The organism is Fusibacter sp. 3D3, assembly GCF_001748365.1.
In the GTDB taxonomy this organism is placed as follows: domain Bacteria; phylum Bacillota; class Clostridia; order Peptostreptococcales; family Acidaminobacteraceae; genus Fusibacter_A.
In genome coordinates, this window is sequence record NZ_BDHH01000005.1 from 235022 (window position 1) to 250990 (window position 15969).

At 38.0% G+C, this 15969-nt stretch carries 11 protein-coding genes, 1 pseudogene and 1 riboswitch; of the genes and pseudogenes, 9 read left to right on the forward strand and 3 right to left on the reverse strand.

Annotation, left to right across the window (positions count from 1 at the left end; all coding sequences use genetic code 11):
* Nucleotides 1-11 precede the first annotated feature (11 nt).
* The 8 genes from F3D3_RS08310 to F3D3_RS08350 all read left to right on the forward strand — a co-directional run bounded on the left by F3D3_RS08310 (nt 12) and on the right by F3D3_RS08350 (nt 12048).
* The gene (locus F3D3_RS08310; RefSeq protein WP_069872923.1) at nt 12-560 is read left to right on the forward strand and encodes a hypothetical protein; all 549 of its coding nucleotides are present in this window, start codon (nt 12-14) and stop codon (nt 558-560) included.
* 308 nt (nt 561-868) lie between these two features.
* Nucleotides 869-1016: riboswitch (cyclic di-AMP (ydaO/yuaA leader) on the forward strand.
* A gap of 74 nt (nt 1017-1090) precedes the next feature.
* On the forward strand, nt 1091-2197 hold the full coding sequence (locus tag F3D3_RS08315) for an NAD/NADP-dependent octopine/nopaline dehydrogenase family protein (protein ID WP_069872925.1): 1107 nt from the start codon (nt 1091-1093) through the stop codon (nt 2195-2197).
* 18 nt (nt 2198-2215) lie between these two features.
* A complete protein-coding gene (locus tag F3D3_RS08320; protein WP_069872927.1) occupies nt 2216-3907 on the forward strand; it encodes a cobalamin B12-binding domain-containing protein in 1692 nt (563 codons plus the stop codon).
* Between the two features lie 300 nt (nt 3908-4207).
* Nucleotides 4208-4846, forward strand: a complete 639-nt coding sequence (locus F3D3_RS08325; protein ID WP_069872928.1) for an HD-GYP domain-containing protein — start codon at nt 4208-4210, stop codon at nt 4844-4846.
* On the forward strand, nt 4812-5942 hold the full coding sequence (locus F3D3_RS08330; protein WP_084388907.1) for a GGDEF domain-containing protein: 1131 nt from the start codon (nt 4812-4814) through the stop codon (nt 5940-5942). The genes F3D3_RS08325 and F3D3_RS08330 overlap by 35 nt, the downstream gene beginning before the upstream one ends.
* Before the next feature lie 389 nt (nt 5943-6331).
* On the forward strand, nt 6332-7453 hold the full coding sequence (locus F3D3_RS08335) for a tyrosine-type recombinase/integrase (protein ID WP_175438324.1): 1122 nt from the start codon (nt 6332-6334) through the stop codon (nt 7451-7453).
* Nucleotides 7454-8727: 1274 nt separating this feature from the next.
* Complete coding sequence (locus F3D3_RS08340; RefSeq protein ID WP_069872932.1) at nt 8728-9576, forward strand: hypothetical protein; 849 nt, start codon at nt 8728-8730, stop codon at nt 9574-9576.
* Nucleotides 9577-11256: 1680 nt separating this feature from the next.
* Nucleotides 11257-12048 (forward strand): hypothetical protein, encoded by a 792-nt coding sequence (locus F3D3_RS08350; RefSeq protein ID WP_069872936.1) that lies wholly within the window; start codon nt 11257-11259, stop codon nt 12046-12048.
* Between the two features lie 297 nt (nt 12049-12345).
* Here the strand turns inward: F3D3_RS08350 and F3D3_RS08355 are convergent, their stop codons facing one another.
* A complete protein-coding gene (locus F3D3_RS08355) occupies nt 12346-13506 on the reverse strand; it encodes an IS91 family transposase (protein ID WP_069872938.1) in 1161 nt (386 codons plus the stop codon).
* Nucleotides 13499-14344, reverse strand: coding sequence for a site-specific integrase (locus F3D3_RS08360; RefSeq protein WP_069872940.1), 846 nt, complete (start codon nt 14342-14344; stop codon nt 13499-13501). The genes F3D3_RS08355 and F3D3_RS08360 overlap by 8 nt, the downstream gene beginning before the upstream one ends.
* A 586-nt stretch (nt 14345-14930) precedes the next feature.
* On the opposite strand from F3D3_RS08360, the gene F3D3_RS08365 reads away from it, so the two are divergent.
* A complete protein-coding gene (locus F3D3_RS08365) occupies nt 14931-15524 on the forward strand; it encodes a DUF2971 domain-containing protein (RefSeq protein ID WP_175438325.1) in 594 nt (197 codons plus the stop codon).
* A gap of 12 nt (nt 15525-15536) precedes the next feature.
* Here the strand turns inward: F3D3_RS08365 and F3D3_RS08370 are convergent.
* Nucleotides 15537-15969 (reverse strand): annotated as a pseudogene (locus F3D3_RS08370) (transposase); the annotation flags it as partial.

The following is a 15969-nucleotide window of genomic DNA, read 5'->3' on the forward strand; positions in this document are numbered from 1 at the left end:
GGAGCAAATCTATGAAAAAAAGTTTACTAATCGGATGTATTATTATAAGCGTTGGTCTCATGGGATTGACAGGCTGTGCAAAGAAAGATGAAGAACCCTCTTCAGATCCAAATACAGATGCGCAAAACTTGCCAGTGTCAGAGCCTGTGGCTGAACCCACAACAGAACCCATAGCAGAACCTACAACGGATCCCGCATCAGGGACAAGCCCAAAGATGACAGAAGAGGCAGCAAAGGCAATACAAGAGGCTAAAGCCATAAAAGACATCAAATCAATCACATTGAGAGATCTTGAAGGCAATGTGGTGGACAGAACTTTTACAGAAGAAGAAATTAAGGCAATAGAAACGGCTTTTAATGAAAGTTTTATCATGGATACGGCTTATGTGGAAATGATCGCAGGCTTAACGATGAACATAGAACTTGAAAATGGCAAAACGGTGTTCATCCACAGCTATGGTCAAGAAGCCTATATCGTGGCAACCATTGGCGAGGGACCTTCATATCACTTGGGCAGTGAACTCATCGGTAAGATTTTGTTAGAAGGTAGTGCACAATAAATTGAGATCAAAGCCATCCTCACTAAATTGTCGGGACAAATCGATATTGAAACCATTCAAATGTTAAATTGTGAAGTGGACATCAATCATGAGGATCATAAAGAAATTGCGGTCAAATACTTGAAAGAAAAGGGTTTCATTGAATAAAGATAGGGTCTGATTAAGCTAGCCGATTGACGTGAATGTTAAGTTCTTGTTTTCGCCTTGACAGAGAATGATTTTTATTATTATAATCAAGTTAGACCATTTATATTTACAAACAAAATTTTTATAAATAAAATTTATGCATTTCATTTATAGGTCAACTGAATATACTATTGCTGAATTTCCATGTACGCATACATGGAATACGGGGGAACCAATTATTAGGGGTGAATCTAAACGAAAGTTTAGTAGGGCAATTTCCTTTCTGTCCGAATCCGTCAGCTAACCTCGGAAGCTTCGAAGGGAAGGAGGTTTTTTTGCTTATGAGCGATTATCTATCCAGATAGTCGTTTTTTGTTAAAAAAAATGAATAGGAAGTGACAAAAATGGAAAATGAAATCAAATTTGCTGTTTTAGGAGCAGGTCATGGCGGCACAGCCATGGCGGGACATCTATCCTTGATGGGATTTGATGTGAGCCTATACAACAGGGGTAAGGAAAGACTGAGATCGATTCAACAACTCGGAGGCATAGAGATCATCACAAGTTGCGAAACCATACCAAGGGGGTTTGCGCCTCTTAAAATTGTGACAAATGATATTAAAGAAGCTATAGAAGGACGCACGATAATCATGGTGGTCATTCCGGCCAACGGACATCAATATATTGCAGAACAACTGGCACCACACTTAGAGGCAGATCAGATCGTTATTTTAAATCCGGGAAGGACGGGTGGCGCGCTTCAAGTGCTCAATACGATTCGAAATTTAGGGTGTGAAAAAGAAATTACGGTATGCGAAACACAAACGCTACTCTATGCAAGTCGATCTGTCAATCCAGCTCAAACGCAGATTTTCAGAGTTAAAAATAGCATTCCCATAGCTGCGATTCCAGCACATATGACGCCAAATGTTGTAAAAAAGCTCAGAAGGGCTTTGCCACAATTTGTCTCAGGCGATAATGTCATGAAAACGAGTCTTGATAACATCGGCGCTATTTTTCATCCCGCAGTGACGGTTTTGAATGCAGGTCGAATAGAAAGCACGAATGGTGACTTCGATTATTATACAGAAGGCATTACGCCCTCAGTGGCCATTATTTTGGAAAAAATGGATGCTGAGCGTGTGGCTGTTGCTGAATCCTTGGGCTTTAGAGCCATGACTGCGAGGGAATGGCTTTATACAGCTTATGATGCCGTCGGCAGAACACTCTTTGAAGCCATTAGAAGCAACAGAGGTTATGATGGAATCAAAGCACCCAAAACCGTTTATCATCGTTATATTTCTGAGGATATTCCCATGAGCCTCGTACCGATTGCCATGCTTGGAAAACTGGGTGAGGTTGAAACCCCCACCATAGATGCGATCATCCTTTTGGGGTCACAATTGCATCAGGTAGACTATTTACAAACCGGAAGAGGTCTAAAGGACATGGGCATTGAAGACATGGATTTAAAGGCTTTGAGACAATTTATATTGTTAGGGAATAGGTAGATTGCCATGGAGGAAAAAATGATAAAAGAAAATGGACAGGAGAAAAGAGTTGTTGTTGCGGGAGCTCTTGGCAACTGTGTACATGTTGCTGGGGTTATGAATTTTTTAAAACTGGCGGAATCTATTGGATGTGAAACTCATTTTTTAGGGCCTGCTGTTGAGCTTGATTATTTTGCGGCAGAGATTAACCGGCTTAACCCAGATGTCATTTCAATAGGCTATCGGTTGACGCCTCAAGTGGGAGAGACCTTAGTCAAAGCACTGATCCCCTTAATCCAAAAAAAGGATGCGATCATGGTCTTTGGAGGTACTGAGCCAGTTTGTAAAGTGATGCGAGCACTGGGCGTATTTCACTATACCTTTAATGGGTTAGAGAGAGCAAGTGAAGTGATGCGGGTATTTCGAGATGAGGAGGGTGAATACAAGCCGTCTGAAAACGCTCAAAACTTAATAGATCGCATTAAAATCAGCAGGCCTGTGCCTCTTTTGAGACATCACTTTGGGCTACCCAATTTATCTGAAACAATTAAGGGCATAGAAACCATATCAAAATCAGGTGTTCTGGATATCATTTCTATCGCACCAGATCAAAATGCACAAGAATCCTTTTTTAGGCCATCAGAGATGAATGTTGAGTTAGAGGGTTCTGGTGGCGTACCGGTTAGAACGGCAGAAGATTTGATAAAATTAAAGGGGAGTAGCCAATTTGGAAATTATCCGCTCATGCGCATTTACAGTGGCACAAGGGATCTAATTCAATGGGCAGAGCTCTCAACCCGAACATTATCCAATGAATGGGGTGCTGTGCCCTTAATGTGGTATAGCCATTTAGACGGTCGGTCTAAAAGAAGTCTTGAAAATGCAATTCGCGAAAATCAAGAAGCTATGAAATGGTATGCTGAGCGAAAGATTCCCCTAGAAGTAAACGAATCACATCACTGGAGCTTGAGAGAATCTCATGACAGCATAGCAGTGGCGATGGCTTATTTAGCAGCCTATAATGCCAAAAAACTCGGCGTGAACAGCTATATCGCTCAGTATATGCTCAACACACCTCCTGGCACATCTGGAAAGATGGATCTTGCAAAAATGCTCTGCAAAATCCAATGGATAGAAGGTCTGCATGATGCACATTTTAAGTCTTATCGCCAAGTGAGAGCTGGACTATTACACATGTCTCCAAATCTGAACATCGCTAAAGGTCAACTGGCGGCTTCAACGATGCTGGCGCTTATGTTAAAACCAGATATCATACATGTCGTCGGGTTCTGTGAAGGTGATCATGCGGCAGAGGCAAATGAAGTCATTGAAAGCTGCGAAATTGTGCAAGGTGTCATTAAAAATGCGCTCTTAGGGCAACCCGATTTTATGGGGGATTTAGAAATACTCAATCGTATAGAGGTTCTCAACCGTGAGGTCCAGTTGATTTTAGATGCGATCACAGATCTTGCAAAGGATAAGGCGCAAGGCGATGATTACGATCCTCTGACGGACCCATACAATTTGGCACACGCGGTGAAAGTCGGCATTTTAGATGCCCCTCATTTAAAGGGCAATTCTGAAGCATCGGGCAAACTCGTAACGCGAATGATCAACGGCGCTGTATATCCGTGGGATGATCTCAAGAAAGAGAAAATGAGCGAATGCGACCGCCTAAATGCGATTAAAGCGTTAGAAATAGCTTTAGATAGTAATCCAGACTTGACTTAATAAATGGCCATGATGATGCCCCGTATATCTTCATCTGTAAAATCAACAGGATTGCTTTTGGAACAGAAATCCTGTTTGACATCTGTAATACCGCTCACGACTGTTTGTTTTTGGGGGCGGTTTTTTTTGTTTAAAGTGGAGCGTGTAAACTTATCCAAAAGACTTGTAAACCGGTTAAGATAAATGCAATGTGTAAAATCGGATAAGATAAACGTAATGTAATATTGACATTAGAATCACAATATTGTATACTGCGAATGATAATCAATATCGTTACAAAACGAAAATTTGAGGTTGACTATGTTTGAAGAAACTAAATATAAATATTATCATGATATTATTGAATGCCTTGTTAGTGCACTGGAAGCAAAAGATGTGTACACTAAGGGGCATTCTGATCGTGTGGCTCAGATGGCAAGTGATATTGCATTTTCTATGGGCTTCACAGGTGAACGACTCGATAAAATACACATCGCAGGGCATCTACATGATATTGGCAAGATCGGCATATCGGATGCTATTTTGAATAAAACGGGGAAGTTGACTTTTATAGAGTATGAAATGATGAAAAAGCACAGTGAAATGGGCTATGAAATTATCAAGAAATCAAAAGAGCTTGAGGACATTGCCATCATTGTTCGACATCATCACGAAGCCTATGATGGGAGTGGTTATCCAGACGGGTTAAAGGGTGACCAGATTCCTCTTGAATCTCGAATTCTGGCAGTTAGTGATGCGATTGATGCTATGACATCACAACGCTTGTATCGTCATAAAGTATCGATGAAGGCTTGTAGAGAAGAGATTGAAAGGTGTAGTGGCGGACAGTTTGATCCTGTAATTGTGAATGCAATTGTGAACCTCTGGCCAAAATGGGAAGATTTAAAAGCCAATCAAGATTTTCATGATCCGAGTTATGGTTGGTGTTCAAATGCTTAGACTTAAATCTGATTATGATAAGTATTTAGAGGAATTTTATCTAAGTGTTCAAATTATAATCTATATCATTATGCTATTTTGTTTTAGAATGTTGGATAAGGATTTAAAGACACCTGCCTTTTATGCTTACTTTATGGGGTATGGCTTTTATTTGCTTGTGTTCTTTGGGCTATATGTAAGCGAAAGTCTTAAAGTGAATGCTTCAATCTCAATATTGAAGCGCAAAAGATTTATCTTTATTGAGGGGCTGATTTATGGTCTTGGGATCGTTCTTTTCAGTGATATTACACCTATTTTTTCGCATATTTTGTATGTGTTCCTGATATTGCATGTTTTAAGAGCGGTCAGCGAAAATAAGTATTTTGTTTTGATGTATACGATCGGCTTACACGCGGGTACCCTTGTGCTCGTAGGGCTCAAACGCGATGTTTTAATTGATTTTTTGGTTACGACGCTCATTTATATCATGGTCAACTACATCATTCAAAATACACTTGAACATATCCATTTTATTTATGAAGAAAAGGAAATTCAAAGACAAGAACTGATTCAGAAAAATGCAGAATTAAAAAAAATGGCGTATACAGATCATCTTACAAATCTGAATAATTACAAATCGTTTTATCTCTACTATAAGGCGTTGATCAACCGTTCTAAAGTCACTGGGGAGGTGGTCAGTTTGGTGCTCATTGATATTGATAATTTTAAAATAGTCAATGATACGTATGGTCATTTGGTTGGGGATTATCTTTTAAGGGACACTGCCGATCTCATCAAGAACACGCTTAGAAAAACAGATTTCATTTCTAGATATGGTGGGGAAGAGTTTGCGCTTGTATTTGCCAATACGTCACTAGAAGATGCCATTATGATTTCTGAGAAAGTCAGAATGTGTATTGAAGGCAATATTTTTAAGTATGATCAGGTAGAAATTCAAATTACCATTTCTTTAGGTGTTGGTGCATATAGACCTGTAGTTGAGATGAATCAACATCATTTTTTCATCAATGAGGTGGATAAGCTCCTCTATCATGCAAAACGCATGGGAAAAAATCAAATTCAAAGTTCTGAGATTGTTTTAGATATTCAGGCTTGAGGTGTCTATAAAATAGACACGCATTAGAACCTCTGAGGAGGTTTATTTTTTTTGAGCATTCCAATCAGGAAAAAAATGGTATATAATATGAATACATATAATGCAATTAAAGACTAATAATGTATATTTTAGCCCGTTTTGCTATCTTCGTAACCCCCTTGCAATCCTATCGGATTGCATTCAGCGGGAGTTTCTGAATTAGGAATATGAACCCCCACTTTAAAAGGTAAGGGACATCACCACAAGGGTTATATACCTTATGTCTGCTTATGAGGTGTAGGACTCATTTTTTAATATTGAAGAGTAGGTTAATCGTAAATAAATTTTGTACTTTTTGTAAAAAATACTTTGGTTTAGAAACAGGAATTGCTATAATAAAGGAGGATTGTATGAAAGTTTGGATTGAAAATGGTATTGTGAAGGTTGAATTTAGATATGAATCCGAAATTGTTGATCAGCTAAAAAAAATCGGATTGGGAAAATGGAATCCAGAGTTATATTTATGGACTTTTCCGCTTCATAAATATGAAGCTTTGATGGCGCTTAAAGATGAACTTGATTCTAAAGTCAAAAGAAAAGGTCATTTTTTAGGAAAGTATATGAATGGCGACAGTACTGTAGCGGTGGATAAGCCCTGGCATGTTGGTAAAAATGAGGGATTGATAAAGACAAAAGGGCTTAATGAAGAGGATGCGCTTGAAAAGGTGAGACGTCACTTGGTTCAAAAGGGTTATAGCCCAAAGACAATCAAAACGTATATCAATCATATTAAGCGGTATGTCTCCTATTCTACTGAAGTTTTTTCGATTGATACAGCCAATGGTTATGTCATGACGTTAATTGAAGAGAAAAAATGCAGTCATTCATATTGCAATCAAGCCATCAATGCGATTAAGTTGTATCTTAAGGTTAATACGAATGTGAGAGAAGAAGCGTTTTTGAAGTTACTTCGGCCTAAAAAAGAACGCAAGTTACCAAAGGTTATGAGCCAACAGGAAGTGAAGCGATTGTTCGAGGTTACGACAAATATCAAGCATAAAACGGCTTTTATGTTGGCTTATTCATGTGGTCTTAGGGTTAGTGAGGTCATTCATATCACTTTGCAGGATATTGATAGTGATCGGATGCTTGTGAATGTAAAGCAAGGAAAGGGGCGCAAAGATCGCATCAGTACGCTGTCGATCAAAATGCTTGAGCAATTGACGGATTATTATAGGGTTTACAGGCCGAAGCACTTTGTCTTTGAGAATGCCGATAGAAGTAAAGGATTGTCGGAGAGAACTTTACAGAAGGTGTTCCATGCTTCGGCGGAGAAGGCTGATATTCACAAGTATGTGACTTTTCACAGTTTAAGGCATTCGTTTGCAACGCATCTGCTTGATTCGGGTGTGGATATCAGATATATACAGGAACTTTTGGGACATTCTAGTACTAAGACGACTGAGATTTATACGCATGTATCTACTGCGTCGCTACAGAAGATAATAAATCCTCTAGACCGATTGGAGTAGTTTTCCCGAAATGTTTTCACGCAAACCCCACTCTAGGTGCAGTTATTTTGCATTTAGGGTCGGGAATACGAACGTTATCACGAAACCGCACAAAGAAAGTTGAAAATTTAATATGAGCAAGTAGATGATACTAAGGCATATTTTATAATTGTCTAAGAATCATCACGATTATAAAAGAAAAAAGAAGTATTGGGTAAATGTGATCAGAGGAAAGATAATGGCGAGACCCTAAGGTGCCCCGCCATTAAAGCACGATGTATTTTAAAGACTAAGTGCATGCGGCATCGTATAACAGAGGATTCTCAAAATGCCTTTATTGGCATGCCTCATGCAAGCCTGAGGCAAGAGTCACGCCAATTCTCAGCTAATCGCTTGTCACCGTTTTTGTGAACTTGGATCAAAAACGTCGCCAAGCGAACGCCGAGACCAAGGCACTTCGAGAATCCCCGAGACGTTAGCCGCAACCACACGAACACATTAGGATGTAAATATGAGCAAGTGAAAAAAATGAGATATACAGTGTAATCAGCAAAATCTTGTGACTAATATAGAAAAGATCAGAAAAGACGGTTTGGTCCATTGAGATCAAAGGTAAGATAATGGCGTGACTCTAAGGCGCCCCACCATTAATGCACGATACCAAATTGAGACTAAGAGCATGTGGCAACGGCTAACACGCCTATTTCCAAAATCACCTATCGTCACAATCGTTGCGAAAGGGAGCAACGATTGCGCCAATTCTCACTGTGCGCTTGTCATCATTCTTGCAAAAGTGACTCATTTTTTTTAGGGCAAGAATGTCGCCAAGCGCCCAGCGAGAACGGTGACTTCGGAAATAGCGGGAACGTTAGCCGCCATCGCACGAACACATTAGGAAGTATAATCAAAACAGACGAATATATTTGATCAAAGTATGCCATATTCAAACTGTTATAACTCATTTTGAAAAGATCAGAAAAGACGGTTTGGTCCATTGTGATTAAGGGGAAGATAATGGTGTGACTCTAAGGCGCCCCACCATTAATGCACGATACCAAATTGAGACTAAGAGCATGCGACAGCGTCTAACACGTCTATTTCCAAAATCACCTATCGTCACAATCGTTGCGAAAAGAAGCAACGATCGCGCCAATTCTCACTGTGCGCTTGTCATCATTCTTGCAAAAGAGACTTATTTTTTTTAGGGCAAGAATGCCGCCAAGCGCCCAGCGAGAACGGTGACTTCGGAAATAGCGGAAACGTTATAAGAAATTATTTTATTAGGAGGTACTCAAATGAGCGAAATAAATAATATGTACAAAAAACTTAAAAATCTTGATGGTAAAGCATTTGAAGATATGTTCTCAAAAATAATGAAAAAGAAATACAAGAGAAAATATCAGCAAACTCAGAATTATGGTAAACAGGGAGATATGAAAGTTGATGGTATATTGAATGATAAAGTTGCATTTGCTATATTTGCGCCTGAGACTATGAATAATCTGCAAGATAAAGCCATTAGCAAATTTCGAAGTGATTTAAAAGGGTTTGAAAAAAGGAAGAATGATGGAGAATGGAAATCCATTGATGAGTGGATTTTTGTTTTAAAGTCAGACAGAAAAGGAATTCCTCCTAAACTATTAGAAGTAGTTGGGGATGCAAATAATGAAAGAGACAATATCGCGATAGGTATATGGTCAATGGATGATATATATGATGAAATCAAAAATCTGTTAACCCCTGAAATTCCATACGAGGTTCTGAGTGAAGTAGAAATGACTATAAGTACATTAATTAAGGCTTATCAAGCTCTATATAAAGAGTATGATAATTTGAATCAAAATACTAATAATTTGTTTCATAGACTGGAAGTAACTGATGGTTATGAAGAGAACATGTTTGAGTCTTTTTATAGTTTATATAGTTTGAATGTATCCTTAAATAATAATAGAAATAAATACTTTAAACATTTTAATGATATTGGTTGTGGAGTTGATATTGACGAGTTAATTAAACTTCGACCACCATTTGGGGAGAGTGAATTAATGACTACAATCATTGACGGCTTTGAAAGTATTGGAAAAGAAAAACTTCATAATAAAAGATTAAAGTTGTGTAAGCAAATATTGAAAAACATAAAATAACGTCTTATAACACGCCGATTACCTAAATCACTCTGATGACACAGCCCTTGCGAGGCAAGGTCAGCGCCACTTTTCCTAAGGGAAAAGGAGTGACTTCGGTAATCGCGGGAACGTTATCACGAAACCGCACAAAGAAAGTTGAAAATTTAATATGAGCAAATAGATGATACTAAGACATACCGTATAATTGTCTAAAAATCATCACGATTATAAAAGAAAAAAGAAGTATTGGTTAATAGTAATCTAAAGGTGCGATAATGGCGAGACCCTAAGGCGCCCCGCCATTAATGCGCGATGTATTTTAAAGACTAAGTGCATGCGGCATCGTATAACAGAGGATTCTCAAAATGCCTTTATTGGCATGCCTMATGCAAGCCTGAGGCAAGAGTCACGCCAATTCTCAGCTAATCGCTTGTCACCGTTCTTGTGAACTTGGATCAAGAACGTCGCCAAGCGAACGCCGAGACCAAGGCACTTCGAGAATCCCCGAGACGTTATCACGAAACCGCACAAAGAAAGTTGAAAATTTAATATGAKCAAATAGATGATACTAAGACATACYGTATAAYTGTCTAAAAATCATCACGATTATAAAAGAAAAAAGAAGTATTGGGTAAATGTGATCAGAGGAAAGATAAYGGCGAGACCCTAAGGTGCCCCGCCRTTAAAGCACGATGTATTTTAAAGACTAAGTGCATGCGGCATCGTATAACAGAGGATTCTCAAAATGCCTTTATTGGCATGCCTCATGCAAGCCTGAGGCAAGAGTCACGCCAATTCTCMGCTAATCGCTTGTCACCGTTTTTGTGAACTTGGATCAAAAACGTCGCCAAGCGAACGCCGAGACCAAGGCACTTCGAGAATCCCCGARACGTTATCACGAAACCGCACAAAGAAAGTTGAAAATTTAATATGAGCAAATAGATGATACTAAGACATACCGTATAATTGTCTAAAAATCATCACGATTATAAAAGAAAAAAGAAGTATTGGTTAATAGTAATCTAAAGGTGCGATAATGGCGAGACCCTAAGGCGCCCCGCCATTAATGCGCGATGTATTTTAAAGACTAAGTGCATGCGGCATCGTATAACAGAGGATTCTCAAAATGCCTTTATTGGCATGCCTAATGCAAGCCTGAGGCAAGAGTCACGCCAATTCTCAGCTAATCGCTTGTCACCGTTCTTGTGAACTTGGATCAAGAACGTCGCCAAGCGAACGCCGAGACCAAGGCACTTCGAGAATCCCCGAGACGTTAGCCGCCATCGCACGAACACATTAGGAAGTATAATCAAAACAGACGAATATATTTGATCAAAGTATGCCATATTCAAACTGTTATAACTCATTTTGAAAAGATCAGAAAAGACGGTTTGGTCCATTGTGATCAAGGGCAAGATAATGGTGTGACTCTAAGGCGCCCCACCATTAATGCACGATACCAAATTGAGACTAAGAGCATGCGACAGCGTCTAACACGTCTATTTCCAAAATCACCTATCGTCACAATCGTTGCGAAAGGAAGCAACGATCGCGCCAATTCTCACTGTGCGCTTGTCATCATTCTTGCAAAAGAGACTTATTTTTTTTTAGGGCAAGAATGTCGCCAAGCGCCCAGCGAGAACGGTGACTTCGGAAATAGCGGAAACGTTATGAAAAATTTTTTAAGGAGAATAATGTATGGAGATATATGCTTTAACAAAGGATGGAATTGAAATATTGAAAGAAAATTCAACATATATTGGAATATTTAGCACTTTGTTAATTGCATTGATAAATATAGCTTTTAACTTTAGAATACTTAGGATAGAGAAACGTTTGTCAGCTAGGGTCATACTAGACTATGAAATTGTAAAATCATGTGGATTAAAGCTAGAGTCGTTAAAAGATAAAGGTTATCCTAAAATTATGGACACAAGTAATTACTCAGAACTCAGTAAAATATTCAATGATAGTTTTAAAGAGGCAAATAATTGTTTTGTAAGGTATAAAATATTTGAAAAATATATTGAGAATGGACAATTTTTAAGATTATTAAACAATGGTCCACAAATTATATATGATGTTAAAATTAGTATTAACATTAAAGTGTCCGTGGACGCATTGAAGGATGAATTTGTAGAATCAATAAATTCTAGTATACCTGTTTTAAAAATAGATGATGATGTATTTATACTTACCACAATTCAACCAAATATAAAATATACAATGAAGATGCCAGTTTGTTATGAACAAAATATTAGTTCTATCGAAATCAGTTACTTGACTCAGCATAGAGAACAAATTGAGTATCTGATTGAAATTAAGAACGGTAATGCTTATACTAAAGTTTTTTCATCAAAACCTAAAGGGTTATTTAAAGCTTTTTTAAAAGAACAAATTATGGAATATAAAACAGATAGTTTGACTGAATGGGTTTATATTGGAAAAAGATTAAAAAATGAAGAAGTATATAGAAATTTTAGCATATAAAAAACTTCTCATAACATAAAGTAATGTTTCTAAATCACACAAAAAAATAAGCCTCAAGGAGGCATAAAATGTGATTTAGGAACATTGTGTTGGGCGAAGCCGCGTCACCATTATCTTTGGGTATCCAATGATCTGCTCTTTAGGTTTTTTAGAACAGATTTTGAATAAACGCCTTACAAAAGGTAAAAATGAGATTGTGAATCCATAGAAAAATTGATACAATGACATAGATTCCCCCTCCCCATGAAAGTACATTCAATCATTTGGACGTGTAAGAATCTATTAAGTTTCAAAAGCTTAACCTGCACCAATATGTGGTGTAGCCTCTTGCATGACAGTATCACAATTAGAAGGTTCTAAAGGGCATTTTGAACACCTAGAAAAATCAAGGCGCATAAATTTGACTAGAAACTCAAGTGCAGTATAATCACTGGATTTTTTAGAAGGAATAATCTTCATAATGCGCTGGCAGTGAGCAAGCTTTGTGGGCCTGTTTCTAGCAGCGAGAATGCCATAATGTCTAATTTTCACAAAGCCAGAAGGCAGTACATGCATTAAAAACCGGCGTATGAATTCTGTGCCAGTAAGTGTCATTTGTTTGGTTTTTCCGGAGTCTTTATTGTCTTTATATCTAAAAGTGACGTGATCATCAGTGACTTTGAGGATGCGGTGATTGGAAATGGCCACACGATGAGTATACTGACATAAGTAGTTAACCACGTGAGTAGGTGAGTCAAAGTTTTCTTTGGCGTAAACTACAAAAGCTTTTGAATAGGCAGCATCAATTCTATTTTGAAAGTCCAAAGCGGATGCACATTCATTTGTATTCCAACCTTGTAATTGACCTTCGTAAAAAAGTTTTTTCAAGGCTTTCATAAAAATGCCTTTAAAAACACGACTGAGTATTTTAACATGAATTAGATAATTTTTTCGGGTTTTTTTAAAGCGCATGGTTTTAGTACAAAGCCCCCCACCGGGTACAATAAAGTGAACATGCGGGTGATAAGAAAGTGTTTGACCCCATGTGTGGAGAATACCAGTTAGACCAATTTGAGCTCCTAGATGCTTTTTATCGGCAGCTAGAGACAAGAGCGTTTTAGAAGCAGACTTCATGATCAAATTGTACATCAAAGCTTGATTGGCAAAGAAAATTGGATTGAGTTCTTCAGGGACAGTAAAAACCACATGGAAGTAGTGGACATTTAAAAGTTCAGAGTTGCGATCAACACGCCATTTTTCTCTTTTGAAAGACTGACAAAGTGGGCAATGACGATTACGACAAGAATTATAAGCAATAGAAGTTTCACCACAATTTGTGCAAACATTATGATGTCCCCCCAGTTTAGAAGTACGACAAGCCATGAGAGCATTCATGACTTTATATTGATCATATGAGGGAKTGTGGGTTTGACAATAGTCCTCAAAGAAACGCACAAAAATATCTTGRAGATTAGGCATTAAAAACCTCCAAACTATCAAACGGACTAATGGCTTTAGTCACGTCAGCGGTAGTTAAATGAAGGTAGACAGTGGTCGTTGAAAGCTTAGAATGACCAAGCAGTTTTTGAATAACGACAACATTGGTTCCGGCAAGAAGCAGATGTGCCTGAAAGCTGTGTCTTAAACTGTGAATCGTGGCTTCTTTAGGAAATCCCAAGAGATCACACTTGGTCCTAAACACCATTTGAATGTTCCGCGTCGTCAATGGTTTGCCTTTTGAGAAGCTTTGAAAAAGGTAATCTTTAGGGTAATATTGCTTGTAGTAAATTCTTAAAAGATCAAGAGCACTTTTCGAAAGAAGCGTGTAGCGTTCTTTGAGGCCTTTGCCATCTCTGACGCGAATGCGCATCGTATCTGAATGAATATCAGAGACTTTGAGGTTCATAAGTTCCCCAACGCGCAAACCCGAAGAGTAACAGACTACAAGCATGGTTTTATGCTTAAGATTTGTGACAGAGTCAAAAAGTGCGTGAATCTGTGCAGGTGTTAAAGCAATTGGAAGCTTAGACGGTTGTTTCACTCTAGGAATATCGACCATATTCCATTCAGGACCAAGAGTAGTTTCGAAGAAGAATTTAATGGCACTGTAGTTTGAATTTACATAAGATCGACTGAGCTTTCTACTGGTAATTGCATCATGTAAAAATTCGCGAACATGATCATAGGAGAGATTCTCAGGTGGCAAGTTGTGAAATTTCGAAATCTTCTTAACCCCTTTGAGATAGACAGTGACAGTCTTTGGACTTAAACCTCTGAGTTCCATATCCATTTGCATTTTAGATAATAATTTAGACATAAAAAATAGCGCCTTTTCTTTTAGATTCAGAATAAGAATATCTAAAGAAAGCACTATATGTCTAGGGCAAAAAGATTTAAAAAGTCACCGCGGTAGCGGTTTCGTCCAACACGCCGGTTACCTAAATCACTCTGATGACATAGCCCTTGCAAGGCAAGGACTACGCCACTTTTCGCCTAAGGGTGAAAAGGAGTGACTTCGGTAACCGCGGGAACGTTAGCCGCCATCGCACGAACACATTAGGAAGTATAATCAAAACAGACGAATATATTTGATTAAAGTATGCCATATTCAAACTGTTATAATTCATTTTGAAAAGATCAGAAAAGACGGTTTGGTCCATTGTGATTAAGGGCAAGATAATGGTGTGACTCTAAGGCGCCCCACCATTAATGCACGATACCAAATGGAGACTAAGAGCATGCGACAGCGTCTAACACGTCTATTTCCAAAATCACCTATCGTCACAATCGTTGCGAAAGGAAGCAACGATCGCGCCAATTCTCACTGTGCGCTTGTCATCATTCTTGCAAAAGAGACTTATTTTTTTTAGGGCAAGAATGCCGCCAAGCGCCCAGCGAGAACGGTGACTTCGGAAATAGCGGAAACGTTAGCCAAAAGATTTTACAAAAATAATTGGAGTAATGAAACTAAAATGATTAATAGCAAAATTTATAAATTTATTGGGTTTTCAAACAATTCTATAAAAGGACTTGATAAAAAGAAAATTGAGAGTTTACAAAATGACAAAATATTTACAAGTAAATATACTATGTTAAATGATCCATACGAATCACAGTATTATTTTATGGAACCTAGTAATTATTTAGATAAAAGTATTTATGAGGCGTTAAAAAGCAACATATTAATAGCTTCATTTACTTCTGAAGATTATAATTGTTCACCTATGTGGGCTCATTACGCTAATAACCACTATGGAATTTGCTTAGAGTTTGAAATTATAAATGAAAAATTTTTACGCCCCATACTTTATATTGGAGAACAACAATCAATGAATCAAGATATTAAAAAGGTTTCAAAAACCTTACTACAAAATGGCAGTAATAAAGTAATTATAGAAAAAGAAATATCTGATAAAAATATTAGAAACTTTTTGTCAAAAGATCAATCTTGGAAGTATGAAAATGAGATTAGATATATTAACCTAAAAGTTAGATAAGCTGTACTCAAATTAAAATCCCGATTTGAGCCCAAGCCTCTGAATAAACAGGTTATCCCTTATTGTCATCTCGGTAGTCCAACGTTTTGATTGTAATGCTGAGGATATTTCAATTCCCTCTATAGCATCAAACCACTGTAGCTGTAGATAAATTGGCGTGTTATCAAGCCAGCTTTTAAGCTTTTTCTCCTGATCAAGGTTTTGTTTAAGATCGTGGTCGTGATTTCCATTTGGCACACCAAGAGATAACTTCATCGTTCGTACAGTCTCACTAAGGTATTCGTAGTAACAAAGCGATATAAATTGTACAAACATCCTTCCTCGGAGTGTATCCGCATCCCAAACTCTGATCCCCATACTATCTGCATGTTGCTTTGATGAACGCACATACTCCTCTATATATTCCCGCTTTCTGTACTTAGAAAGAGCTACAAAGGTGTCTTTT

Excerpts from the sequence above, each read along its gene's own strand:
- F3D3_RS08340 (WP_069872932.1), top strand. The coding sequence starts at position 8,728 with ATGAGCGAAATAAATAATATGTACAAAAAACTTAAAAATCTTGATGGT.
- F3D3_RS08320 (WP_069872927.1), top strand. The coding sequence starts at position 2,216 with ATGATAAAAGAAAATGGACAGGAGAAAAGAGTTGTTGTTGCGGGAGCT.
- F3D3_RS08325 (WP_069872928.1), top strand. The coding sequence starts at position 4,208 with ATGTTTGAAGAAACTAAATATAAATATTATCATGATATTATTGAATGC.
- F3D3_RS08360 (WP_069872940.1), bottom strand. The coding sequence starts at position 14,344 with ATGTCTAAATTATTATCTAAAATGCAAATGGATATGGAACTCAGAGGT.
- F3D3_RS08330 (WP_084388907.1), top strand. The coding sequence starts at position 4,812 with ATGATCCGAGTTATGGTTGGTGTTCAAATGCTTAGACTTAAATCTGAT.
- F3D3_RS08335 (WP_175438324.1), top strand. The coding sequence starts at position 6,332 with ATGAAAGTTTGGATTGAAAATGGTATTGTGAAGGTTGAATTTAGATAT.
- F3D3_RS08350 (WP_069872936.1), top strand. The coding sequence starts at position 11,257 with ATGGAGATATATGCTTTAACAAAGGATGGAATTGAAATATTGAAAGAA.
- F3D3_RS08315 (WP_069872925.1), top strand. The coding sequence starts at position 1,091 with ATGGAAAATGAAATCAAATTTGCTGTTTTAGGAGCAGGTCATGGCGGC.
- F3D3_RS08310 (WP_069872923.1), top strand. The coding sequence starts at position 12 with ATGAAAAAAAGTTTACTAATCGGATGTATTATTATAAGCGTTGGTCTC.